Source organism: Stenotrophomonas panacihumi, assembly GCF_001431645.1.
Lineage (GTDB): Bacteria > Pseudomonadota > Gammaproteobacteria > Xanthomonadales > Xanthomonadaceae > Stenotrophomonas_A > Stenotrophomonas_A panacihumi.
In genome coordinates this window covers 51,880-71,958 of the sequence record NZ_LLXU01000035.1, presented here as the reverse complement: position 1 = coordinate 71,958, position 20,079 = coordinate 51,880, and the positions used below count along the sequence as shown (strand labels likewise).

Annotated in this window: 42 protein-coding genes and 1 pseudogene; 20 read left to right on the top strand and 23 right to left on the bottom strand. The window is 66.5% G+C overall.

All coding sequences use genetic code 11. The annotated features are described in order from the left end of the window. The first annotated feature begins 4 nt into the window (after positions 1-4). Positions 5-262: a hypothetical protein gene (locus ARC20_RS01935; RefSeq protein WP_146165810.1), complete on the top strand. Its 258-nt coding sequence runs from the start codon at positions 5-7 to the stop codon at positions 260-262. A 2-nt stretch (positions 263-264) separates the two neighbouring features. Here ARC20_RS01935 and ARC20_RS18475 read toward each other — a convergent pair whose 3' ends face one another. The 3 genes from ARC20_RS18475 to ARC20_RS18470 are packed head-to-tail and all read right to left on the bottom strand — an operon-like array spanning position 265 to position 778. Further along, positions 265-435 (bottom strand): hypothetical protein, encoded by a 171-nt coding sequence (locus tag ARC20_RS18475; RefSeq protein WP_161809456.1) that lies wholly within the window; start codon positions 433-435, stop codon positions 265-267. Continuing rightward, positions 432-623 carry a hypothetical protein gene (locus ARC20_RS01930; protein WP_057643487.1) on the bottom strand — a complete coding sequence of 64 codons (192 nt, stop codon included), beginning with the start codon at positions 621-623 and terminating at the stop codon, positions 432-434. Before ARC20_RS01930 ends, ARC20_RS18475 begins: the two co-directional genes overlap by 4 nt. Next, complete coding sequence (locus tag ARC20_RS18470; protein WP_161809455.1) at positions 623-778, bottom strand: hypothetical protein; 156 nt, start codon at positions 776-778, stop codon at positions 623-625. The genes ARC20_RS01930 and ARC20_RS18470 overlap by 1 nt, the downstream gene beginning before the upstream one ends. Positions 779-810: 32 nt before the next feature. On the opposite strand from ARC20_RS18470, the gene ARC20_RS18155 reads away from it, so the two are divergent. Further along, positions 811-1,521: a hypothetical protein gene (locus ARC20_RS18155; RefSeq protein WP_146165809.1), complete on the top strand. Its 711-nt coding sequence runs from the start codon at positions 811-813 to the stop codon at positions 1,519-1,521. A 5-nt stretch (positions 1,522-1,526) separates the two neighbouring features. Here ARC20_RS18155 and ARC20_RS01920 read toward each other — a convergent pair whose 3' ends face one another. The 15 genes from ARC20_RS01920 to ARC20_RS01855 form a co-directional block, all read right to left on the bottom strand. Continuing rightward, a complete protein-coding gene (locus ARC20_RS01920) occupies positions 1,527-1,784 on the bottom strand; it encodes a hypothetical protein (protein ID WP_057643481.1) in 258 nt (85 codons plus the stop codon). Next, the gene (locus ARC20_RS01915) at positions 1,781-2,020 is read right to left on the bottom strand and encodes a hypothetical protein (protein WP_057643478.1); all 240 of its coding nucleotides are present in this window, start codon (positions 2,018-2,020) and stop codon (positions 1,781-1,783) included. The genes ARC20_RS01920 and ARC20_RS01915 overlap by 4 nt, the downstream gene beginning before the upstream one ends. After that, a complete protein-coding gene (locus ARC20_RS01910; protein ID WP_057643475.1) occupies positions 2,017-2,241 on the bottom strand; it encodes a hypothetical protein in 225 nt (74 codons plus the stop codon). The genes ARC20_RS01915 and ARC20_RS01910 overlap by 4 nt, the downstream gene beginning before the upstream one ends. Then, positions 2,241-3,965, bottom strand: a complete 1,725-nt coding sequence (locus tag ARC20_RS01905; RefSeq protein ID WP_057643472.1) for a YqaJ viral recombinase family protein — start codon at positions 3,963-3,965, stop codon at positions 2,241-2,243. Before ARC20_RS01905 ends, ARC20_RS01910 begins: the two co-directional genes overlap by 1 nt. Further along, the gene (locus ARC20_RS01900) at positions 3,962-4,981 is read right to left on the bottom strand and encodes a hypothetical protein (RefSeq protein ID WP_146165808.1); all 1,020 of its coding nucleotides are present in this window, start codon (positions 4,979-4,981) and stop codon (positions 3,962-3,964) included. Before ARC20_RS01900 ends, ARC20_RS01905 begins: the two co-directional genes overlap by 4 nt. A gap of 156 nt (positions 4,982-5,137) precedes the next feature. Continuing rightward, the gene (locus tag ARC20_RS01895) at positions 5,138-5,419 is read right to left on the bottom strand and encodes a KTSC domain-containing protein (RefSeq protein ID WP_057643469.1); all 282 of its coding nucleotides are present in this window, start codon (positions 5,417-5,419) and stop codon (positions 5,138-5,140) included. Then, a complete protein-coding gene (locus ARC20_RS01890) occupies positions 5,416-6,012 on the bottom strand; it encodes a hypothetical protein (RefSeq protein WP_057643467.1) in 597 nt (198 codons plus the stop codon). The genes ARC20_RS01895 and ARC20_RS01890 overlap by 4 nt, the downstream gene beginning before the upstream one ends. 41 nt (positions 6,013-6,053) lie before the next feature. After that, on the bottom strand, positions 6,054-6,281 hold the full coding sequence (locus ARC20_RS01885) for a hypothetical protein (protein ID WP_057643465.1): 228 nt from the start codon (positions 6,279-6,281) through the stop codon (positions 6,054-6,056). After that, positions 6,278-6,469 (bottom strand): hypothetical protein, encoded by a 192-nt coding sequence (locus tag ARC20_RS01880; protein WP_057643462.1) that lies wholly within the window; start codon positions 6,467-6,469, stop codon positions 6,278-6,280. Before ARC20_RS01880 ends, ARC20_RS01885 begins: the two co-directional genes overlap by 4 nt. After that, positions 6,466-6,702: a hypothetical protein gene (locus ARC20_RS01875; protein ID WP_057643459.1), complete on the bottom strand. Its 237-nt coding sequence runs from the start codon at positions 6,700-6,702 to the stop codon at positions 6,466-6,468. Before ARC20_RS01875 ends, ARC20_RS01880 begins: the two co-directional genes overlap by 4 nt. After that, positions 6,699-6,827, bottom strand: a complete 129-nt coding sequence (locus ARC20_RS18830; RefSeq protein ID WP_272914577.1) for a hypothetical protein — start codon at positions 6,825-6,827, stop codon at positions 6,699-6,701. The genes ARC20_RS01875 and ARC20_RS18830 overlap by 4 nt, the downstream gene beginning before the upstream one ends. Further along, positions 6,824-7,156, bottom strand: a complete 333-nt coding sequence (locus ARC20_RS01870) for a hypothetical protein (protein ID WP_057643456.1) — start codon at positions 7,154-7,156, stop codon at positions 6,824-6,826. The genes ARC20_RS18830 and ARC20_RS01870 overlap by 4 nt, the downstream gene beginning before the upstream one ends. A 172-nt stretch (positions 7,157-7,328) precedes the next feature. Then, a complete protein-coding gene (locus tag ARC20_RS18925) occupies positions 7,329-7,763 on the bottom strand; it encodes a zinc-ribbon domain-containing protein (RefSeq protein ID WP_108143344.1) in 435 nt (144 codons plus the stop codon). Positions 7,764-7,798: 35 nt separating this feature from the next. Beyond that, positions 7,799-8,116 carry a hypothetical protein gene (locus ARC20_RS01860; RefSeq protein WP_057643451.1) on the bottom strand — a complete coding sequence of 106 codons (318 nt, stop codon included), beginning with the start codon at positions 8,114-8,116 and terminating at the stop codon, positions 7,799-7,801. Next, positions 8,116-8,523 (bottom strand): transcriptional regulator, encoded by a 408-nt coding sequence (locus ARC20_RS01855; RefSeq protein WP_057643448.1) that lies wholly within the window; start codon positions 8,521-8,523, stop codon positions 8,116-8,118. Before ARC20_RS01855 ends, ARC20_RS01860 begins: the two co-directional genes overlap by 1 nt. A gap of 104 nt (positions 8,524-8,627) precedes the next feature. Here ARC20_RS01855 and ARC20_RS01850 point away from each other — a divergent pair, with 104 nt between their 5' ends. After that, complete coding sequence (locus tag ARC20_RS01850; protein ID WP_057643443.1) at positions 8,628-8,828, top strand: helix-turn-helix domain-containing protein; 201 nt, start codon at positions 8,628-8,630, stop codon at positions 8,826-8,828. Between the two features lie 4 nt (positions 8,829-8,832). Here the strand turns inward: ARC20_RS01850 and ARC20_RS18145 are convergent, their stop codons facing one another. Together ARC20_RS18145 and ARC20_RS18465 are read right to left on the bottom strand one after the other, a co-directional pair. Then, positions 8,833-9,327, bottom strand: coding sequence for a hypothetical protein (locus tag ARC20_RS18145; RefSeq protein WP_146165806.1), 495 nt, complete (start codon positions 9,325-9,327; stop codon positions 8,833-8,835). A gap of 77 nt (positions 9,328-9,404) precedes the next feature. After that, positions 9,405-9,545: a hypothetical protein gene (locus tag ARC20_RS18465; protein WP_161809454.1), complete on the bottom strand. Its 141-nt coding sequence runs from the start codon at positions 9,543-9,545 to the stop codon at positions 9,405-9,407. A 54-nt stretch (positions 9,546-9,599) separates the two neighbouring features. Here ARC20_RS18465 and ARC20_RS17835 point away from each other — a divergent pair, with 54 nt between their 5' ends. The 5 genes and pseudogenes from ARC20_RS17835 (at position 9,600) to ARC20_RS01820 (ending at position 13,363) form a co-directional block, all read left to right on the top strand. Beyond that, entirely contained in the window at positions 9,600-10,049 is a 450-nt protein-coding gene (locus ARC20_RS17835; RefSeq protein WP_081417987.1) for a phage regulatory CII family protein, read from the top strand. Next, positions 10,046-10,243 (top strand): hypothetical protein, encoded by a 198-nt coding sequence (locus ARC20_RS01835; RefSeq protein ID WP_057643437.1) that lies wholly within the window; start codon positions 10,046-10,048, stop codon positions 10,241-10,243. The genes ARC20_RS17835 and ARC20_RS01835 overlap by 4 nt, the downstream gene beginning before the upstream one ends. Continuing rightward, the gene (locus ARC20_RS18600; RefSeq protein ID WP_057643434.1) at positions 10,240-11,244 is read left to right on the top strand and encodes a hypothetical protein; all 1,005 of its coding nucleotides are present in this window, start codon (positions 10,240-10,242) and stop codon (positions 11,242-11,244) included. Before ARC20_RS01835 ends, ARC20_RS18600 begins: the two co-directional genes overlap by 4 nt. Next, positions 11,241-12,602, top strand: a pseudogene (dnaB, locus tag ARC20_RS01825) (replicative DNA helicase); the annotation flags it as partial. The gene ARC20_RS18600 and the pseudogene dnaB, both read left to right, overlap by 4 nt. A 119-nt stretch (positions 12,603-12,721) precedes the next feature. Continuing rightward, complete coding sequence (locus tag ARC20_RS01820; protein ID WP_057643432.1) at positions 12,722-13,363, top strand: hypothetical protein; 642 nt, start codon at positions 12,722-12,724, stop codon at positions 13,361-13,363. Here the strand turns inward: ARC20_RS01820 and ARC20_RS01815 are convergent. After that, positions 13,360-13,920, bottom strand: coding sequence for a hypothetical protein (locus ARC20_RS01815; protein ID WP_057643428.1), 561 nt, complete (start codon positions 13,918-13,920; stop codon positions 13,360-13,362). The two genes, ARC20_RS01820 and ARC20_RS01815, sit on opposite strands and share 4 nt — an antisense overlap. A 29-nt stretch (positions 13,921-13,949) precedes the next feature. Here ARC20_RS01815 and ARC20_RS01810 point away from each other — a divergent pair, with 29 nt between their 5' ends. The 4 genes from ARC20_RS01810 to ARC20_RS01800 are packed head-to-tail and all read left to right on the top strand — an operon-like array spanning position 13,950 to position 15,224. Next, positions 13,950-14,318, top strand: a complete 369-nt coding sequence (locus ARC20_RS01810; RefSeq protein WP_057643425.1) for a Ref family recombination enhancement nuclease — start codon at positions 13,950-13,952, stop codon at positions 14,316-14,318. After that, positions 14,315-14,488 (top strand): hypothetical protein, encoded by a 174-nt coding sequence (locus tag ARC20_RS18460; protein ID WP_161809453.1) that lies wholly within the window; start codon positions 14,315-14,317, stop codon positions 14,486-14,488. The genes ARC20_RS01810 and ARC20_RS18460 overlap by 4 nt, the downstream gene beginning before the upstream one ends. After that, a complete protein-coding gene (locus tag ARC20_RS01805; RefSeq protein WP_057643420.1) occupies positions 14,485-14,706 on the top strand; it encodes a hypothetical protein in 222 nt (73 codons plus the stop codon). The genes ARC20_RS18460 and ARC20_RS01805 overlap by 4 nt, the downstream gene beginning before the upstream one ends. After that, complete coding sequence (locus ARC20_RS01800) at positions 14,703-15,224, top strand: RuvC family protein (RefSeq protein WP_057643417.1); 522 nt, start codon at positions 14,703-14,705, stop codon at positions 15,222-15,224. Before ARC20_RS01805 ends, ARC20_RS01800 begins: the two co-directional genes overlap by 4 nt. Here ARC20_RS01800 and ARC20_RS18135 read toward each other — a convergent pair. Next, on the bottom strand, positions 15,197-15,391 hold the full coding sequence (locus ARC20_RS18135) for a hypothetical protein (RefSeq protein ID WP_146165805.1): 195 nt from the start codon (positions 15,389-15,391) through the stop codon (positions 15,197-15,199). The genes ARC20_RS01800 and ARC20_RS18135 overlap by 28 nt on opposite strands. 44 nt (positions 15,392-15,435) lie before the next feature. Between ARC20_RS18135 and ARC20_RS01790 the strand changes: the two genes are divergently transcribed. From ARC20_RS01790 to ARC20_RS01765, 8 genes are all read left to right on the top strand, one after another. After that, positions 15,436-16,014, top strand: a complete 579-nt coding sequence (locus ARC20_RS01790) for a hypothetical protein (protein WP_057643412.1) — start codon at positions 15,436-15,438, stop codon at positions 16,012-16,014. Positions 16,015-16,361: 347 nt separating this feature from the next. Further along, positions 16,362-16,673 carry a hypothetical protein gene (locus tag ARC20_RS18130; RefSeq protein WP_146165804.1) on the top strand — a complete coding sequence of 104 codons (312 nt, stop codon included), beginning with the start codon at positions 16,362-16,364 and terminating at the stop codon, positions 16,671-16,673. Positions 16,674-16,826: 153 nt separating this feature from the next. Next, positions 16,827-17,435 carry a hypothetical protein gene (locus ARC20_RS18715; RefSeq protein ID WP_237642483.1) on the top strand — a complete coding sequence of 203 codons (609 nt, stop codon included), beginning with the start codon at positions 16,827-16,829 and terminating at the stop codon, positions 17,433-17,435. A gap of 161 nt (positions 17,436-17,596) precedes the next feature. Then, positions 17,597-18,130: a glycoside hydrolase family 19 protein gene (locus ARC20_RS01785; RefSeq protein WP_202595420.1), complete on the top strand. Its 534-nt coding sequence runs from the start codon at positions 17,597-17,599 to the stop codon at positions 18,128-18,130. Further along, entirely contained in the window at positions 18,127-18,450 is a 324-nt protein-coding gene (locus tag ARC20_RS01780; RefSeq protein WP_057643408.1) for a hypothetical protein, read from the top strand. The genes ARC20_RS01785 and ARC20_RS01780 overlap by 4 nt, the downstream gene beginning before the upstream one ends. Then, positions 18,447-18,668, top strand: a complete 222-nt coding sequence (locus ARC20_RS01775; protein ID WP_057643407.1) for a hypothetical protein — start codon at positions 18,447-18,449, stop codon at positions 18,666-18,668. The genes ARC20_RS01780 and ARC20_RS01775 overlap by 4 nt, the downstream gene beginning before the upstream one ends. A 3-nt stretch (positions 18,669-18,671) precedes the next feature. Then, entirely contained in the window at positions 18,672-19,148 is a 477-nt protein-coding gene (locus tag ARC20_RS01770; RefSeq protein ID WP_057643404.1) for a hypothetical protein, read from the top strand. Next, complete coding sequence (locus ARC20_RS01765; protein WP_057643402.1) at positions 19,145-19,336, top strand: hypothetical protein; 192 nt, start codon at positions 19,145-19,147, stop codon at positions 19,334-19,336. The genes ARC20_RS01770 and ARC20_RS01765 overlap by 4 nt, the downstream gene beginning before the upstream one ends. A gap of 28 nt (positions 19,337-19,364) precedes the next feature. Here the strand turns inward: ARC20_RS01765 and ARC20_RS01760 are convergent, their stop codons facing one another. Continuing rightward, on the bottom strand, positions 19,365-20,048 hold the full coding sequence (locus ARC20_RS01760; RefSeq protein WP_057643399.1) for a trypsin-like peptidase domain-containing protein: 684 nt from the start codon (positions 20,046-20,048) through the stop codon (positions 19,365-19,367). Between the last annotated feature and the right edge of the window lie 31 nt (positions 20,049-20,079).

The following is a 20,079-nucleotide window of genomic DNA, read 5'->3' as shown; positions in this document are numbered from 1 at the left end:
TGCTATGGGCGAGCGTTTGATCGACGGCTTTGTGGTTCGGGCAACCACCGAGCCGGAAGAAGACGGAGCAGCGTTCTACGAGCCTGCGTTTCGAGTCCGCAAAGCTGGAGAGGAGTACGAGCACCCCCACGTGTGGTACGCGACGGCTCAGGACATCGAAAAGCAGTCCAAGGAAGAGGCGCTGGCAATAGCCGAGAAGTGGTTGGAACGGTTGGAAGAGGTCACCTGGCAAGGAGACGACTGGAACCTCAGAGGCATTTGAGGTCATGCAGCTCTCCACTGCATGACGCGCCGCCACCAAGGCTGGCGCAGTTGTTCGTTCTCGGTGCGCAGTCGCTCGATCTCGTCGGCCGCGCGCGCCAACTCCTCGCGGAGCGTGTCCTTGCGCGGCTGCCGCATGCGCTTCGGCGGCTTAGGGAAGAGCTGGTCGGTCATGCCGGTTGCCCTCGGAACAGATCGGCTTGGGCCGCCTGCGCGCACATGGCCGACGCGGTGCGCCGGCAGGCCTGGGCATAGGCGAACATCCGCCAGTACCAGTTGCGATTCACGGCGCTGTGCCGGCGCTTGCTGCACTCGGTGAGCATCACTCGGGCCACGTGCAGTTTGAGCTCGCGGTCGTCCATCACCCGCGCACCGCCTTCTGCACCTTGTCGCGCTCGGCCTGCAGGGCCGGCAGCACGTTGAGGCGGACGAGGTCGTCGGTTTGGGCCGCTTCGCGGGCGCGCGCCACGGCCCAGTCGAGGGCCGCCAGCCGGTCGTTCAGGTGGATGTCGCTCATGGCAAAATCTCCGCAGAACGGGGGAAAGCAAAATGGAATCGAACAAGTGGATCCGCACTGCGACCACCTGGCTGCGCCGGCCGCTCCCACTCGCGACTGCGTGCCTTGGCATAGGGGCAGCTGTTGTGGTGTGCCTTCTTGGCGTTCCTGCTCTTTGGACAGCAGAAGCAGCCGGCTGGGCTTCTGCCCTGGGCACCACTGCGGCCGTCGTCGTTGCGATTTACGTCGGCATGGCGCCGCATCACGCGACGAGGCGCGATCACGAACGTCGGGCAAGGGCTGTTGGAATGGTCGTGCACGGTCGGTTTGAAAGGCAGGAGATGCACTTGGAAGCAGCCCGGCTGCTCTGCGTGGCGGGTCCGGTCGACGATCTTCTTTTCGATCTCGTTCGGGAAAACCTTGTGATGGATCCGGCGAGCGCCAATGAGCTGATTCCGTACTTTGACGCGATGCCTGACGAGATCGCCTCGGCAGTTGCAGCGGCCATTGCTGATATGGAGGCAGCGACGCCACTCCTCCGCGTTTACGACGGGCCCCACCGTGGCACGGTGCAAGCGGCGCGTATCGGACGCGTTCTCGAACCGGTGACCCGATCGCTGCGCAGGGCGCGCGAGCGGCTCGCACCGTTCGCGACGGGAAAGGGAGCCGCTGACTTGATGCCGGCAACACAGAACCTCGTTGTCGGGATGCAGCAACTCGCCGAATCCGCCCGTGATCTGCGGAGTGGCGTGGACGTCGACTGAAGAGTTCACGCAGCCAATCCCATCGCGGCCAGGTCGATCTCGTCGACCTTGTCGCGCAGCTGGTGGCAGGCCCGGCGCAGGCGCTGGGCGATGGTGCGAACGTCCTCGCAGGCGAATACCGTGAGCACGCGCATGTGCATCGCGCGGCGGTGATCGCGGCGGTACAAGCGCCAGGTGATGGCGCTGCCGTCCTCGGTCGGGAAGCGGCCCCAGGCGAAGCCCATCGTCTCCTTCGGCCGGCGGCGGGTGGCGTGGCGGCTCATAGACGCACTCGCCAGTGGCCCTGTGAGTACTGCACGCGGCCCGCCTTGCGCAGCGCCTGCAGTCGGGCGTCCACGTATCGGCTCAGCGGCTTCGAGCGGGAGCCACCGGCGGCGCGTGACGCGGCATCCGTTCGCTTCGCCGCAACTTCCACGGCCTCAAAGATCTCGGTGAACGAGCCCTTCTGGTTCGCGATCGCTTGGAAGATCGCATCGTCGAGTTCGGCGTAAAGGCTCATGCGGCGCTCCTCAGGGGCTCGCGGCACACGGGCCCGAACCACAGGTTGAAGTGGTTGTTGAGGCGGATCTGCTGGGGGTCGATGCGCACCGGCGCCAAGCGCGCGCGCACGCGCTGCTCATCCGCTTCGCAGAGCCGGCACGTGGAGCGGCGGCGCTCCGCCGGCGGGAACTGGCCCACCGGCAGGCGACGGCAGCAGCTGGAGCAGGTGCGGTGCTCCATCACGCGGCCATCGGGTAGTTGTCGCCGGCGGCGACGGCGCGCAGGACCTTCTCCATCGCCTGGCACATGGCGGGCACGCTGGCGGCGTCGTAGAGCTTCGCCGAGCGCTCGCTGCCGACCGGCAGGAACCCGAGCTGGGCCAGGCCCTCGGCGTTGATCGACAGCGGCGCGATGGCGGCGTTGATGTCGCCGAGCTTCACCCGGCGCGCGGGCGCCGCGGCAGCCGGCGCTGCGTGAGCTGCAGTTTCGGGGCTGGCCTGCGCGGGGGCGGCCGGCGGCGCCGGAACGCTGGTGGAACTCGCTGGAACATCGGCCGCTGCGCGTTCCTCATCGCGCTGGCGCTGCTCCCGCTCCAGGCGATCGGCTTCCTCCTTCCGGATGCGCTCGCGCTGGGCTTCCTCGCGTTCGCGCTCGCGCTGCTGGTGCTCAGCGATCCGCGCGGTGATCAGGTTGCGCAGGTCCTCCGGCTGCTTCTGGGCGCACAGCTGCACAGCGTCCGGGAACAGGGTGCCGTAGGTGCCGACCTCCATGTCCAGAACACGCACGCAGGCGCGCACTCGCTCGGCGGCTTGGCTGGCGACGACCTTGTGCTGGGCTGCCAGGCTGTCCACGGCGTCCTGCATGCTGGACAGCGAGCGCTTGCCCTTGATGGCCGTGCCGAGGTCGGCGGTGATCTCGCGCAGCGGCACCTGCAGCGCGTGCGCGCCCAGGCTGGCGTTGATCTGCTGGTAGTGACCGATCACCGCCTGCTTGCCGGCCTCGACGATCTCGCCGCGGCGCTTCTCCTTTTCGGCGGTGACCAGCTTGTCCAGCTGCAGGCGGGCGCGCTTCATCTCGGCGCTGATCTCGTCGATCGTGCGCATGACCGCGTCCACGTCGGACATCTGGCCCAGGATCTGGTCCTTCGTCGCCTCCAGCTTCTCCTCGCCGGCCTTGAAGGCCTTCACGGTTAGCTCGGCGGTGGCGAAGTCGTCGTCCGTACGCAGGTCGGTCTTCACTGCGGCGATCACCGCCAGCGCCTTCTCGCGGAACTCGGCCAGGTTGGAGAACTCCACCATGCCGCGCGCCACGACGGACAGCGCCGGCAGCGAGTCTGGCGCGCGGCCGGCCGGGGCCGGTTGGATTTTTTCGACATGCTCGTAGGCGGCGACGTCGGCCTCGAACTGCTCCCAGCCGGCGATCAGCCGGGCGCGCAGCTCGGCGTCGGGCGTATACCAGCAGTGACGCTCCTCGATGAGCGTGTCGTCGGCCGCCCACTTGGAGGCCATAAACAGCACGCGCCCGGCGCCGGACACGAGAGCCTGGTGCTCCATCTGCACGCGGTAGACCAGCGGCAGATCGGCACCCGTGCAGCCGTCAACCATCGCCACGCGCAGGGCGTCGTTGAGCGACTTGTGCTCGAACGCCACGTCTTCCAGCAGGGTCAGGCCATCGAAGCTGGCCGAGTACTTCCCCTCGGTACCGGTGACCGGGAACAGGTCCTCGCCGACAATCTGCTCAGCGAGCGGCCGGGCCAGCGCCTCGTAGCGGTGGCCGGCATCGAAGATGCGTTGGCGCTCGGCGTCGACCTCTTCACCGACGCCGGTGGCCATTTCGCGCACCAGCTGCGCGCGGTTCTTGTAGGGGCTGCAACCCATCATCGCCGGCGCGTCGCTGGCATTGAGGTGCTGGGCGCGGTGGGCATGCCATTCCGGCGTGCCCTGCATGAGCTGGACGATCTTCATGCCTGGCCCTCCGCGTCGCTGGCGTCATCGGGCAGGGGGAAGTCCGGGTTTTGCTGGCCAGTCGCCGGAGCGGCACCGGCATCGGCGGCCGGGGCTGCGAGGGCGCGGATGGTGGCCTTCTGCTCGTCGCTCAGCGTGGCCTTCGACTCGGCCATGCCGATGATGTCGTCGGGCGATTTCTTGCCGGCCTCGATCGCCTTCTTCCAGTTCGGCAGGGCGGCCTCGAAAGCCTGGGCGGTGTACGCCTGGCGCTGGCCGCGGGCATCGCTCGGCGCGGCCGCAGTGCCCGTGGCAAAGGCGTCCTCCGGCGTGGTGTCGCCTTCCTTGATGGCGGTGACGATGCCGCGCAGCAGGACCAGGTGCTCCAAGCCGATGTCCTCGACGCCGGCGACCTCCAGCTTGGCGCAGACCTGCTCCGCCGAGACGCCGAAGCGCTGGAAGACCGCGAGGGCGTCGGCGCGGCGGTTGGCCAGCGTCTTGACGTCACCCATGATCACCTTGCGGGCTTCGACGTACATGTCCTCCCAGAAGGCCTTCGGCACGCCCTTCAGCACCGCGTTGCGCAGCGCGATCGAGCAGGCCGCATTCGCGGTCACGCCGATCATGTCGGCCTTGAAGCGGCGGCCTTGCTTGTCGACGATGCGGCGCTGCACCTCGTAGGTGATCGCGACGTTGCGCTCGAGGTCGTGGAAGACGCCCTGCGCGATGATGAACTCGCCCTTGTCGTCGATGACGCGCGCGCCGGCGCGGTTGTTGCCCCAGGCTGAGGCGATCACCTCGGCGAAGCGGGCCGACGGGCCTTCGATGGTCTTGCCATCGCGGGGCAGCGCGTAGACGCACTGCTCGGCGATGCTCTGGCTGAGCGTGACCATCTGCAACGCCTCGTCACGGAAGCGCTTCAGCGAGCGCGGGAAGCGACGGGCGGTGCTGATCTGCTGCTCGATCTCCGAGCGGCTGATCATGGCGGCCATGCCTTCCTCTGGGACAAGCTGGCCTTCCTGGACTTGGGCGTTCATTGGGGCGAAATCTCCAGCCGGCGGCGCCGGCGCGGTGGGAATGGATGGCCGGTTACGTCTCCGGCGAGGCGCACCGCGTGGCGGCTCCTCCGTGTGCGGCACCGCAGGGGCGGTGCAGGTTGGCCAGCGCGTGGGGAGGCGCGCCGACCGGGGGGATCACGCCGCCTGCGCGGCCGGTGCCAGGTCAATCAGCCGGTACGGGTACTTATCCACGTCGTGCCGGATGTGTTCCTTGAAGTGCCGGCCCAGCGATTCGGCGTTCTTGAACAGCTCGAAGTCGTCGGCGGTGAAGTTGTCGTACTCGTACAGCGCCGCCGGCTTCTTGTTCTCGCCGTAGCCGCGCCAGAAGCGCACGGCGAGGGTGTTGGTTTCCGGGTCGTGGCCGATGGAGTGGATCTGCGAGGACTCCACGTCTTGCATCTGGATGCGCGCGCTCATGCCGCGTCCTCCAGGTCGCCGGCGGCGGCGCCCTCCAGCTGGCTGGCTTCGGCCGCCGCCGCCTCGTTGTCGTCGTCGTCCGTCAGGTCCGCCTGCGCCGTACCACGCTTCGGCGCGATCAGGGTCAGCAGCACGTCCTCGCGCACCAGCGCGTCGGACAGGTCAGCCAGGTCTTCGGATGTCACCTGGGCGGAGGCGTTGAACGTAAGCTCGACGCTGCCGCCTTCCTTCGGCTCCAGCACGAAGCGCTTCAGCGACACATCCACCAGCACGATGGGATCAGCGGCTTCCAGCAGCCCGGCGATCTGCAGCTCATAGCCCTTGAATTCGTGGCTGAGCTTCAGGGGCTCCAGCGCCGGGTGCTTCACCTCGGTCAGCCGGTCGGCGCCGATGGTCGGCAGCTCCTGCTGCTCGCCGGAGCCCGGCTTGCGGAACAGGTCCTGGCGCAGCGTGGGGTCGAAAGCGTCCAGCACTTCGTTGCTGGCGCTGAGGGTGAACTTCACGTCGGCGGCCAGCCGGCGCTCGTCACCGTGGCGCTGGATGCGCTGGTTGACGTTGGCGATGGACGCCTCGTGCTTCTCCAGTTGGAACATGGGTAGACCTCGTCGGTTTGTGCCGGCGGCGCCGGCGGGGCTCAGTGCGTGTCGTCGCGCGGCAGCGCGAGGGGCAGGGCAGGAATGCGGCGCTGGCGCACGAAGTCGTGGCTACCGCGCCACGTTGCGCGTACGGCCAGCAGGAACAGCGGCAGCGCGATGGAACCGATCGACCACGCCTCGACGATCCAGCAGCGACGCAGCAGGTCAGCTAGGAACGCGGCAAAGAAGATGCCAACGAAGGCGCGTAGCAGGGGGCGCAGGCTCACGGCAGCGGCCTCCAGTGCGTCGGGCGGTAGTAGACGTACATGACGTCGTCGCCCAAGTCGTCGGTGATGAACCACAGAGCGCGGCGGCGACGGAGCGGGCCCTGATTGCGTACGCCGTCGGCATCATCGATTTTCGTGTCGACCAATTCGCCTTCCGGCGCGGTCTCGATGGGCTGCCATTCGCTCATGCCGCACCGCCTGGCACGAAGCCGCTGAAGGTGCGCGGGCGCAGATCCTGCCGCGCAGCCCGGATCGCCCACGCGCTGCTGGCGCCGTCACGCATCAGCTGCAGCGCGTGGAAGAAGGCCCGCTGGCGCGCCTGCTCGTCGCGGCCGAACCGCCGCGCCATGTCGCAGGTCGCCTCGCGCACGGCGTTGAGTTCCCGGGCATTGCCGGGCAGGGTGATGACCGCGGCGCTCACGAGAGCACCGCCGAAATCAGGAGGCCGATGACGACGCCCACGCAGGTGAAGACCACGGCCGAGGCGACGTAAAAGGCGACATCGCGCCGCTGCTGCTTCTGCAGCTGCTCCTCGAAGCGGGTCATGCGTACACCACCTGCAGCCGCTGCACGGCCTCCAGCTCGCTCAGGCCAGCCTCGTCGCGAAGCTCCTCGACCAGGCGGGCGATCTTCGCGTCGCGGGCCGCGCGCCAGATCTCGGCGAAGCGCGCGCAGCCGCTGGGCAGCAGGTCTGAGGCGGACAGCGCCAGCGTGGCGAGGCGCAGGTCTTCTTCGGGCAGCTCGACCTCGGCCAGCAGGTTCGGCATGGCCGCCAGGCTGGCGTAGGCGAAGGTCAGCAGGTCTTCGGCGTAGTCGCTCAGCGCCGGCTGGCCGGCACCGTCCGAGTCGATCCACCGCGGGTTGGCAAGCGCCATGGGCATCTCCGCGCCACCTCCCCGGTCGGGATTCCGGGGTTCATCGTGGCGACGGAGCGTAAGTTAGGCATACCTACGTTCACTGTCAATAGGCATTCCTAACTTTTCTCGATCAGGTACGAAAAAGCCCCGCTGAGGCGGGGCTTGGCGGGGCTGTTACGTGTGGGGGCGGCTAGGGGTCTCGGCCCCAGTTGGCGCGGTAGTCCTCACGCATCTTTTGGCACGTCATCGAGTGGAACCGAAGCATGTCAGGGGTGTACTGCCGATCGGCATTCATCTCCTTGTATCGCTCCTCGCAGAACTCGATGGTCCGCGCATCCTGCTGTCGCTGAACTTCGGCAGCCTCCTGTTTCAATACAGCAGGGGACTTAGGCGCCGATGGTGGAAGGGTGACAATTCGCAACCACACCGCGAGAACTAAGCCCACAACCACGAGGACCACAATCCAAGTCTTGTTGCCTTGATGTCCCCCAGCTTTTTCCGGCGCCGCTTTTGGCGCTGCTTGGGGTGGCGCCGGTGGGACAACAACCGGAGCTCCGCACCCCGGGCACGATGCCGCCTTGTCGCTGATCTGCCTGCCGCACTCCGCGCAACTGATCAATGCCATCAACATTCCCCCGTGCTTTGGAATTGCAGTTCCTGTCAGCAGGCTGGCAGGCAGTCTGGCAAGCTAGAACCCGTCTCTGCGGCATCGACGTAGCCGTGCATTCGCCCAAGGAGATCATCGAGCTGCGGCAGCGTCAGGTCGGTCAGGTAAGAAGTGCCCTTCATATCCAAGAAGTGCGTAATCGCCGAGTGCCAGCCGTACATGTCAGCAATTCTGACTATCGCGCGCATCTTCCTCGCGGCAGGTGACATGTCAACGGGAGGATGCATCAGCTCTCCAGGCGCCGAAGGCGGCAGGGGAGAGTCAGCGAGCATGGCGGTCAATTCTTCACGAAGTAGGGTGATCGCATCCATCAATCAGTTCCAAGGGTCTCCAGAAGGCCAGCGAGAGCAGCCTGCACCGCACTGGCGGAATCGGCGGTCAATGCGTGCTGGCTTTCGTAGACGCGCTGGATCATCCGAGCCTTGAACTCGACGGGAACCGCCTTACGACTGTCTTTCACCGCGCCTTCGACGACAGCGAGCACTGTGGAAAGCTTGCCGAGGTCGAGTCCCACAGGCTGAGACGCGATAGCAGTCGCGCCGTCGCCGGTCATGATGTACTCGGCTGAGGTTCGCAGAAAGCGCGCCGTTGCGACCAGGTTATCGCCCGAGATCATCTTCGTGGGCTTGCCTTTGCCGAACCAGCCAGAGATGGATCCTTGCTGTAGCCCTATGGCGCGCGCCAAGTCGGCCGGGGTGAGGTCCAGCCCCATCAGCAAGTCGTGAATTCGTTGGGCCCAAGGTTCCATTAGGCAAGCCTAACCACGACTGGCATAGGTATGCCTATTGCAAGCAGCGTAGGAATGCCTAACAATGCCGGCCCATGGACGCCAATCAGATCATCGACGCTCTCGGGGGAACCTTCGCGGTGGCCCGCCTTTGCAAAGTGAAGCCGCCCTCGGTCAGCGAGTGGCGCCGAAACAACGAGATCCCGAACGCCCGGCTGCAGTTCCTGCGCCTGGCGCGGCCGGATGCGTTCGAGGGTCCGCCCGCCGCAGGGCAGGGGGTCGCCGATGCTGCCTGAGCCGTCAGATGACACCAAGGGAATAACCGCTACCGCTGAGCCCTTGTTGCGGATTGAAGAAGGTGTCGCAGAGCGGGCATTTGACCCCGCGACCATAGCGCTGCAGGACGGAACGCTTACCTCCATCCCAGCAGGGTTGGCACAGGTAGTGGGCGACTTGCGTCGCGCTTGGGTTGCCGGTCCCGCTCTCATGTGGGGGGGCATCAACTCGATATGCAAAGACGCCGCCTCCGAGGTCGACCAGCGGGTAGTGATCCTTCTGCGCGAGGGCTTCTTTGAGTTTTCGCAGTTCCTCTGCGGTCTCGAACTTCTCGCGTTGGAGATTGAAAAGAGCGCTGTTCTGAGCGAGGAGGGCGCTCTGGGCGCTCAGCAGCGCGTCGTTGAGCTTCGCAAGCTCCGCAGCCGCCTTGTTGAAGTCTCGGACGTCGATAGCTGCGGAAAGGCCTTTGCGGATCAGATCGATCGCGGTGAAGGCCGTGCCGATTGACGTCATGTCCATGTCGCCCTCCTTGCGGGCTGTGTTGTTGGCACATCCAGCCTACCGCAAGGAGGGCGGCGCCTTCCCTGGCCACCGCCTCAGCCTTTCCGCAGCAGCCGGACGTGCATCTGGCCGTCCGCCCACCGCAACCCGAACACGTTCCCGCCGACCCGCACGATCGTCACGACGTTCGGGGCTCGCTTCCTTGCCGCTTTGATCCTTCGCTGCAGTTCGTCCATGGCGCACAGCCTGCCGGACCGCTTCATCCCGAACCACGTTCAGGTATCCCGCCCATGAACATCCTCGACGCCGCGCACAAGACCGTGAAGAGCTACCCCGGCGGTAGCGAATCGCTGGCCCCGCGCATTGGCATGTCCGCCGCCGTGCTGCGGAACAAGGTCAACCCGAACAACGACACGCACCACCTGACCTTGGCCGAGGCCAGCGAGATCATGGGGGTGACCAGCGACGACCGGATCCTGCACGCGCTGGCCGCCGAGCACGGCTACACCCTGCAGCCCATGGGCGCGTCGAACAGCAGCACGGTCATGGGCGCGATGCTGGACCACGTCTCCTCGCACGGCGCGTTCGCCCAGGCGATCCAAGACGCCCTGAGCGATGGCCTGATCAGCGAGAACGAGATGCGCTCGATCTACGCCGCGGGTGCCGCCCAGATGGGAACGGTCGTGACCCTGCTGCAGCGCCTGCGCGCGGCCACCGGTGTGCACGGGGTGGCTGCATGACCGCCGACCTCACCGCAGCGGACATCGCCCGCGAAGGCTCGATCCGCCGCATCGCCAACGAGATGCGGGTCGAGCACCTGCTGGAGAACGAGTCGGAGCGGCGCCGCCTGTGGGAGCAGATGCGCGAGAAGAGCCTGGCGCGCAGCCAGGCGCAGGTCGAGCGCATGGAGCAGGCGGGGGGCTTGCAACCGTGAGCAGCGAAACCGAAACCCGCGCGGCCCGCAGCCGCTACCGCAAGGTCGAAGTGCGCACATGGGGCGACGAGAAGTTCCGCGCGCTGTCGCCTATGCCCCCGAGCGGGCAGGGCCTCTGGCTCTACCTGATCACGGGCCCGCACACCGGGCCTATCCCAGGGCTGTTCCGTGCCGGTCGCGCGGCCATGGCCGAGGAACTGGACTGGGATCTGGAAGCCTTCGACAAAGCCTTCGGGGAAGCCTTCCGGCAAGGCATGGTCAAAGCCGACTTCAAGGCCCGGGTCATGTGGATCCCGAAGGCCATCCAACACAACCGGCCCGAGTCACCCAACGTCGTGCGCAGCTGGGGCGCCGAGTTCGATCTGATACCCGAATGCGCGCTCAAGTCGGAGGCGATGGAAGCCCTGAGAGCCTTTGTTTGCGGGCTTGGAGAGGGTTTCGCGAAGGCTTTCAATGAGGCTTTCGGAAAGCCTTCCGGGAAGCCTTCCACGAAGGCTATGCCTAATCAGGAACAGGAACAGGAACAGGAACAGGAGCAGGAACAGGAACAGGAGCAGGAGAATCAATCCTCCCTTCGGTCGGATTCGTCCCCGCAGCTGGCGCTGACGGGAGACGCCTCGCCACCCGCTGACCTCAAAGCCCGGAAGGCACAGCGAATCCAGCAGATCGCCGAGCAGGCGCAGGAGGCCTACAACCGAATCCTGGCCAAGCCCCACGGCGAACTGGCGGCGTGCGCGGTGCTGAACAAGCCGCGGCTCAAGGCGGTCGAGAAGGCGCTGCCGACCTGCCGGGCGATCTGCGCGCAGCTCTACGGCAACGAGCGGGTCACCGCCGCGTTCTGGCAGGCGCTGTTCGAAACCGCGGCGGAGGACGAGTTCCACTCCGGCCGGCGTACCGGCGGCCCCGGCCACGAGAACTGGAAGCCCGATTTCGAATTCCTGCTGCGTGAGACCGTGATCGCCAAGCTGTTCGACCGTGCGATGTCGGAGGCGGCGGCATGAGCGCGCGCGGCGAAATTGACCGCATGGCCGAGCTGTATGGGCCTGGCGCTGACGTCGGCGCCGCGCGCGTGCCGCCGCACAGCGTGGATGCTGAGCAAGCAGTCCTCGGCGGTCTGATGCTCCGCGCCCAGACGTGGTGGCAGGTGGCGGATCTGCTGGCCGAGGGCGACTTCTACCGCCGCGATCACCGCCTGATCTGGCGCGCTATCTCCGAGCTTGCGGGCATGGAGCGGGAGTTCGATACCGTCACGCTGGGCGATTGGTTCCAGTCGCGGGGCCTCTTGGAGCAGGTCGGCGACGGCGCCTACCTCATCGAGCTGTCGAGCACGACGCCGTCGGCGGCGAACATCCGCGGCTACGCCGAGATCGTGGCCGACAAGGCGCGCCTGCGCCGCCTGATCGAGGCCGGCACGGAGATGGTCAACGATGGCTTCCAGCCCGACGGCCGCTCGAGCATTGAGCTGGTCGGCATGGCGCAGAGCCGCATCGGCGGGCTGCTGGACAATGAGCCGTGCGACCTGGAGCCGGTCGCGCCGGTGATGCAGCGCGTGTTCGAGCGGCTGGAGGAGCGCTCGCGTGCCGGCACCGTCATGCACGGCCAGGCCACCAGCATCGAAGACCTCGACCGCATCCTGGGCGGGCTGCGCCCCGGCGGTCTGTACGTGATGGCCGCGCGCCCGAAGATGGGCAAGACCACGCTGGCCCAGAACATCGCCGAGCATTGCGCGCTGGTCAGCAAGAAGGCCGTCGCGTTCTTCAGCTTCGAAATGCAGCCCGAGGAGCTCGGCGACCGCATGCTGTCCAGCATCGGCAACATCGACGGCGGCCGCATTCGATCGGGCGATCTCGACGAGGTCGACTGGGCGGCGGTGACCAGCGCCATGAAGCGCCTGCGTGGCGCCGAGATCTTCGTCAGCCGGCCGCGCAATGCGCGGGTCGAGCACGTCATCGCGCAGGTGCGGCGTCAGCACGCGCGCAAGCCCCTCGGCCTGGTGGTGATCGATTACCTGCAGCTGATGACGGTCGTGGGCGACAACCGCGCGCAGGGCATCGGCGACATCACCCGCGCGCTGAAGCTCATGGCTGGCGAACTGGGCGTCCCGGTCTTGCTGCTGAGCCAACTCAACCGCGAGCTCGAGAAGCGCACGGACAAGCGCCCGATCGTGTCGGACTTGCGCGATTCTGGCTCGATCGAGCAGGACGCCGACGCGGTGATCTTCATCTACCGCGACGAGGTCTATAACCGCGACAGCCGCTACGCCGGCACTGCGGAACTGATCGTGGCCATCCAGCGCAACGGGCCGCCGGGCGACTGCCGCGTGCTCTACATGCCGGAGCGGTTCAAGTTCCAGGACCTGCCGGAGTACTGGCAGCCGGCGCCGATCGAGAGCACGACGGACACCAAGCCGGCGCCGCGCCGCAAGGGACTGGCCGCCGCGCTGCGCACCGGCGCCGCGCCGCGACAGGAGCAGGCCGCATGACGCTCACCCCTGCCGCCAAGAAGATCCGTGCCAAGCGTGCCGCGCGCCCGATATATGCGGTGGTCGAGCGCGTTGCAGTGCTCAGCACCGGCGAGGAGCGGCTGGCGCTGCTGGCAGAGAACCCCGTCGACCGGGAGCTGATGAAGCAGCGTGGCTACCGGCGCGGCCAGGAACTGCGTTTGGAGGTTAAGGCGCCGCGCAACCGCGCCTTCCACCGGCTCGCCCACGCGGTCGGCCAGCTGATGGTGGACAACGTCGAGGGCTGGGAAGGCCTCGACAGCCACGAGGCGGTGAAGCGCCTGCAGCGCGAAGCCGGCGTCTGCTGCGAGGTGATCGAGATGGACGCCTCGCCGGTGATCTCGGCGGTACTGGCGACCGTGGATCAGACCTTCGGCGCCGGCGCGGCGAAACTGCTGCGCGCGGTGCTGCCGGAGATCAAGACCATTCCGGTCACGGTCGCGCGATCGCTGGCCTTCGACAGCATGGACGAGGACGAGTTCGGCCGGCTGTTCGAGGGCATCAACGCCTACATCGGAGCCAACTACACCCACGTGTTGCTGGATGATGTGCGCGCAGAGTTCTGGCGCATGGCGCAGGGCGATCGTGCCGGCGGGGAACAGAGAAGGAGGGCCGCCTAATGGGTGCCGGCCTGCGCTTTTTCATTCTTGCGCTTGAACCTCCAGTGCGCGAGCCGTTGGCGAATGGTCGGGGACTGCAGTTCGTTTGCAGCTTCAATCGCCAATGCATAGGCTGCGTCGAGCTCAGTCGCGGCTCTCTTGACATCTTCCCGTGCTGCCATTTCGTTTCTCGAAATGCCGTAACTGATGCTGGTCTTTCGCGCCGACAAGTCGGCATGCAAGGCGGACATGGCAGAACTTGCCTGGCGAACAGCGATCGTGAGGCGGAAGTCAGGAACGCTTTCCAATGGGACCTCCCTCAGCTGCTGGGACAGGGACTCAATTCGCGCAATCGACGAGCCAAGGGTGGGACGAGCGACCACGTCCAGAAGAACATCCTGGGCATGCGTGATCAGTCCGACACATGCGTCGGCCCGTCGGCGCATGGTCAATCGCTCCTGTCGCGTTGCGAGACGACTGGCGGCGTAGATCGCAGCTGCGGAGAGGATCGCCTGGGTCCAGGCTGCCCAGACCTCCGGCTTCCAGCCCGTCCAGTCCAGATAGAAGCAGTACTCCATGGTGCCTCCTTGCTTGTCGGGAGCAGAGCATGAAGGCCGGCCGATCCACGGGCAATCCCACTGGCGCCCAACGGGCTCGCTTCGATGCCATCCGCGAGGCCGGCTGCATCGTCGCCCGATCCCTGGGGCTGGGCTTTGTGCCCTGCGAGATCCACCACCTGACCGTCGGCGGCAAGCACGGTGCCCCGCGCCGCGGCCACGACTTCACCGTTGGCCTGAACTCCTGGTCGCACCGCGGCGAGCCCTTCGGCGGTATTTCGGCGGAAACCTGCGAACGCCTATTCGGACCGTCCTACGCGCGCCAGCCGCGCCGCTTCCGGCAGGAGGTCGGCACCGACGACTACCTGCTGGACCTCCAGAACACCTTGATCGACCAGCATATGAGGAAAGTCGCATGAGCCAGCAGCAGTTTGACCAGGCATACGAATCCGGCCGCCGCGCGCGCCAGGCCGGCAAGTCCCGCGACAGCAGCCCGCGCTATGGCATGGACCACAACAGCCTGCTGCAGCGGGAGCGCTGGCGCGAGGGCTGGGACGATGAAGATCGGGAGCGGAGGGCCGCGGCATGATCATCTTCGAAGGCCGCGAGTTCCCTCGCCGGGTCGACTTCGAGACGGCCTATCCGACCTACCGCGCGTACGTGGGCGTGGTGCGCGACGGCGCCAGCACTATCGTGGAGCTGGAGCGCCGCATCGCCGCCGCGCGCGGCAAGCAGCGCGCCGCCAACCGCGCCGCGATCGCCCGCAACAGCTCGCAGCCGCGCTGTGCGCGCCGGAATGCGCGATGAGCCTGCACGTCACCTTCGGGATCGACCCGGGCCTGACGGGCGCGGTGGGCGTGGTCATAGATGGCCAGGCCGGCCCGGTGCTGGACATGCCGACCATGACGGTGGGCGCCAAGACCGAGGTCGACCCGCGCGCCATCGCCGCGTTCGTGAAGCAGGTCCGGCAGGAGCATCCGGGCGCCACCTTCAGCGGCTGCGTGGAGCGGGTGCGGGCGATGCCGCCGAAGGAAGGTCGTCGTCCCGGCGCGCAGTCGTCGATGAACTTTGGCGAGAGCTACGCCACGGCCAAGACGGTGCTCGCGGTCATGGGCATCGACTTCAGCCTCGCCGAGCCGGCCAGTTGGAAGCGGCACTTCGGCCTGATCGGTCAGGACAAGGACGCATCCCGCTTGCTGGCCATCACCCGATTCCCGAGCGTCGCCGACCAGCTGAAGCGCAAGCGCGACCACGGCCGGGCCGAGGCCTACCTGCTCGCCCTGTGGCACCAGCAGCGTCACTTGGTCGGAGCCATGGCCGCATGACGCCAGCTGACCGCCTCGCCGAGAAGCGCCGCCGCGCGTACATGGAGGCGGACTGTCGGCAGCACGGCAGCTGCTGCCTTTGCCAGCACCGCGTCACAACGGCCGAGGCCGTGCACTGCCGTGGCCAGCCAGAGCGCCAGCGCGGCATGTGCGCTGACGATGGCCAAAGCCCCCGATTCGCTTTCGACGACACCACCCTCCAGAGGTACCCATGAGCACGGCGCTGCAACTCCAACCCGACGAGATCTTCGAGGCCCGCCTGCGGCTCTGGGCCTACTGGTTCGGAGAGCGCGGCCAGCGAGCGAGCGAGGAAGCCGCGATGCTCGAGGAGGAACAGGCCAGCGGCGCCGGCCTGTACCGGTCACCTGGCGCCAGCGCCACCGCGGTGGCAGAGGACGTCGACCCGGTGGCCAACATCATCCGGCGGGTGGCGAACAGGGACCGCGGCGGCGACCCGCGCCGCCGACTGCACGGCCAGGCAGCAGGGCTCAGCGATCGCAAGGGCAACGTGGCCCCTGTACCGAGCTGGGCCGTGGATCCGGTGCGGTGTGCGGAAACTCGCGGCGCGGCCGGCGCGCGCACTTACGTGCCCACGGACGCCGAGAGGGTGGAGCGGGCTGTGCTGGACCTGCAGGCGCGCCACGCGGCGAACGGCCTGGCCCTGCGGCTGCATTACTGCACGTTCGGCCATCCGCTGGAGAAGGCGGAGACGATGGGAATCGGAAGGGGCAAGTTCCGCGAGTTGGTCGCCGAGGGCAGGGGATGGGTCCGCTGTCGGCTTGGGGCTTGACGTGTCGGACACGACGCCGTAAATTCCCGGCAAATTCGGATCAGTCCCCCAAGCGCTCGGCCTCGGCCGGGCGTTTTGCGTTTCGGGGGCATGCAAACCGACCGCCGCCGCCTCGTCAGTGAACGTGTGCGCGCCGGGATCGCGCACGGGCGCCGCCATGACCGGCACCCTTCATTCGCGACGGCGGTCGGTCCCATTTGGGGAGCATCGCAGTGCGTCCCGTCGGACGGGACCGGCTGGCCGCACCGATGCGGCTCCCTATCCCTGTAGTAAAGTCGCGGCGAGGGAGCGGTGAGACCATCCCGTTCCCTGGCACCGGGCTGCGGCCCGCTCAAACAGGGGAAGTTATGAAGATCGCAATTGGACTGACGTTCTTCGTGGTTGCTGGTATCGCATCGGCTACGCCTGTTTCACCCGCCACGAGGGCTGATCTCTCGCCGGCGACGACGAACGCCTGCCTGAAACGGCAGCTTACGGAGCCCGCGAATGCGGGCATTCACCCTGCCAAGATTCACCAGTACTGCAACTGCGTCGGCGAAGAGACGGTTAATCAGATGACCCAGGAAGCGGCCGACTACGTCGAGCGCACTGGCGATCCGAAGCCGCTCCTCAATGCGACCATGTACGCCTACAAGGCATGCGTCCCATCGCTCGTCTGATCGGTTACGCCAGACCCCTGATACAACGGGCCCTGCTGAGCAGGGCCCTTTTTTTATGCTCGCCCCCTCGCCGGAACAACCATCGGGATCCTGCCGGGCCGCGGGGCGGGCGCCCTTATGCGATGTGGCAAAGGCCATGTCCGACGCACTACGATGGATCATTCCAACGGAGTGGGTGAGCCAGTGTCGAAGACATCGCGTGCGCGAGAAACCCTCGAAGACTTAGATAAGCAATTGGATAGGTTCCAGTCGGCGCAGACTCTCGATGAAGCGAGGCGATGTTGGGAGGAATGCCTAATCATCATCGAGCGGCTTTGGAACCGAATCGAGGGGGCGTATCGCAACAGCGCCAGATGGGGTGGCCTCTCGGGCACGTATCAGAGACACCGAGCGAGTGATCCGCTTCTGGCGTACGTCAAGATGGCCAGAGACTCTCTTGAGCACGGAGTCGAGCCGGTCATGCAGACAGAGCCCGGCGGATTCGCGATCAATCCCATTGATCGAAGCAAGCCTACGCGCATCGAGAACCTCTCCATGCAGGGTGGTGTTGTCCGGATAGGCGGGATGACGAACGCCCAATTTGTTGCGATTGCACCATCGCTGAAGCTTGTCGCAGTCCACAACCGAGGCGGATCCAGAAATCCGCCCACATCGCATCTCGGAAAGCCAATCGACCTTGGCAATCCGTTGGTCTTGCTGCTAGCGGCGCGAGGCTACTACGTCAAAGCGCTGGACGTCCTCGAGAGCGCTCTAGGTACCTAGCCGGACAGTCGTCCCACTCGAGATTGGACGCGCCGGAATCAATACAGCCCCGGTGAAAGTCGGGTTTCTTGCTGCACGTCTGACCATCCAGCGGCGCGCATGCGTCCAACCGAGCAGGAGGTTGCTGCTCGGACAGCCGACTCTACCTCGGAGGTTGCAAAGTGAGCACCGAAACTGTGGCCGCCGCCATGGGGGCGGGCATCTATGCCAAGCCGCTGGAGGACGCCTGCGTCCGCTTCGGCATCGAGTCGACCTTGGAGAAGGCCCACTTCCTGGCCCAGGTCGCGCACGAGTCCGATGGATTCCGCACCGCTGAGGAATACGCCAGCGGCAAGGCGTACGACACCGGCTCGAAGGCAAAGGCACTGGGCAACACGCCCGAGGCCGACGGTGACGGCCAGCGGCACAAGGGCATGGGCCTGATCCAGGTCACAGGCGTGACCAACCAGCGCGCCTACAGCCGCTGGAAATACGGCGACGACCGCGTGCTGAACAACCCTCGGATGCTGACCCTGCTGCCGGACGCGGTGGACTCAGCCGCCTGGTACTGGTGCATCTACCGGCCGTCCATCCGCGCGCTCGCGCGCGCCGACGACCTCGAAGGCGTCACTCGCAAGATCAATGGGGGCCTGACCGGCCTCGACGACCGCCGGCGACGGCTGCAGCAAGCGAAGAGGCTCTTCGGACTGCCATGACGACCTCCAAGCGCAAGCCGAAGCTGTCGGCGGTGAACCATTTGCAGGGCGTGCTGACCGTCTTGGACGGGAAGACCAAGCTACCGACGGCCGAGGTGCTGACGGCAATCCGGGAGATGGTCAGCGACGCGCTGGCCGTGCTGCAGGAGCCGGATCCGCTGAAGCGCCGAATCGCCTTCGTGCTGCTGGCAGTGCAGGAATCCACGGAGGTCAACGTGCGCGAGGTGCGCGGCAAGCGCATCACCCGCGTCACTGTGGTCGACCAGCCGCTCTACCACTGGGCGCTGGAGGAGATCCACGCTCTGGCAGGTGCGGCATGAGCTGGGCCACCCGCAACGCCGGAGCTGGCCGCATCGGCATCGCCGTGCTGATCCTCTTCATGTACGGCATGGCCATGGCCGCGCTGATCACGGTGGCGATCCCCGACAGCAACCGGGACGCCTTCTCCCTACTGCTGGGCGGCCTGAACACCGCGCTGGGCGGCGTGGTCGGCTACTTCTTCAACATCACCAGCCGGCGCCAGGCTGGCGGGAGCTGAGCCATGAACCGAACCATGATCGCGGTGATCGCCCTCATCGTGTGGTCGGCCGCTGCCTTCGGCGCCGGCTGGGCCTGGCGGGGCGACCGGGCCGAGAAGGCGGACGCCAAGCACACCGCAACCAACGCGCAGGCGCAGACGGCATCCGTCAACCAGGCCCGCGCCGTCGAGCACACCCAGGCGGCCACGCTGGCCGACATCGGAGCGAACCATGAAGAAGACCGCCGGGCGGCCGAAGCTGTCCCAGCTGCTGTGGTGGCTGCTGTGCGCGCTGGTGACCTCCAGCTGCGCGACGACCTCGCCACCTGCAACACCGCCCGCCTGTCCGAAGCCGTCGCCGGCGCCGTCGAGCGTGATGCGGGCGCCCAACTACGAGCAGAGGTTGCGGGAGCTGTTGTTCAAGCCGGCCGAGACGCCGACGACCAGCTCCGGGCAGCCCAAGCCGTGATCGCCGCTGATCGCACGGAGGTGACCCCATGAGCACCGATCGCTGGAACCCCTTCGCCGGCCCGAGCCGCCGGCATCTCGCCGAAGCAGTGAAGCACCTGACTGCAAAGGTCGCTGCCGTCGAGGCCCACGCCATCGCCATCGACGCCCTCGCGGGCAGCGCCGTGCAGAAGCTCGAGCAGGATGTCGCCGCGCTTCAGGAGGCAACTGGAAAGACGTAACGGCTAGGGCGCGCCGGATCGGGGCGTGTCAGGCCGGGAGGGCGAAACCAATCGGATTAGCGTTGATCAGGCGCAGCGCAGACGAGACGCCGGTCGCGACCATGATGCCGGTGTTTTGCCTGAGGACGAACGGAAGCTCCTGGTCTCCGTCGTAGATCGGCTCATCTACGTAGCGAAAAGCGGTAACGATGCCAGCAACCTTGAAGCGATCGGTGCCTGGCGGCTTGAACACAAGCGGGCCGCCGGAGAAGCCTGGGTTGTTGTGACCGTCTAAGAAGTACGTTTCGACCCCGCCTTGCGGGTGAACGGCGGAGAGAATGGCCTTCTTCACGAATGGGAGTGGGAAGCCTCGATTTACTTCCGGAGCAGCCTCGGCGCGCCAACCGTGTGGAAAGCCGAGGAAGTAGACGTCTTGGCCCCAGATCAGGTCGTTGGCGTTGAGCGGAAGGTCGAGGCCGGGCGCCAGCCGAACGTTAGTTGCGAGAACGACCACATCTTCAGCCTCATCGGTCATTCCGACGACGACAACCCCTAGCGGTTTCCAGTGTCCTTCGTGCCACAGTTCTATAGGGCGCTCGGGATCCCAGTCGGTAAGCACATGCCTCGCAGTGATGAGGTACTCCCGCCCATCAACGTCACCGACGAAGAGGGTGCCTGTTTGATCGCCGACCTTCACCTGCAGAACGCGCGTGAAAACGTTCGATGGAATCATGAGTCGTCCTCGGATAGGGCCCTGAGGCCAT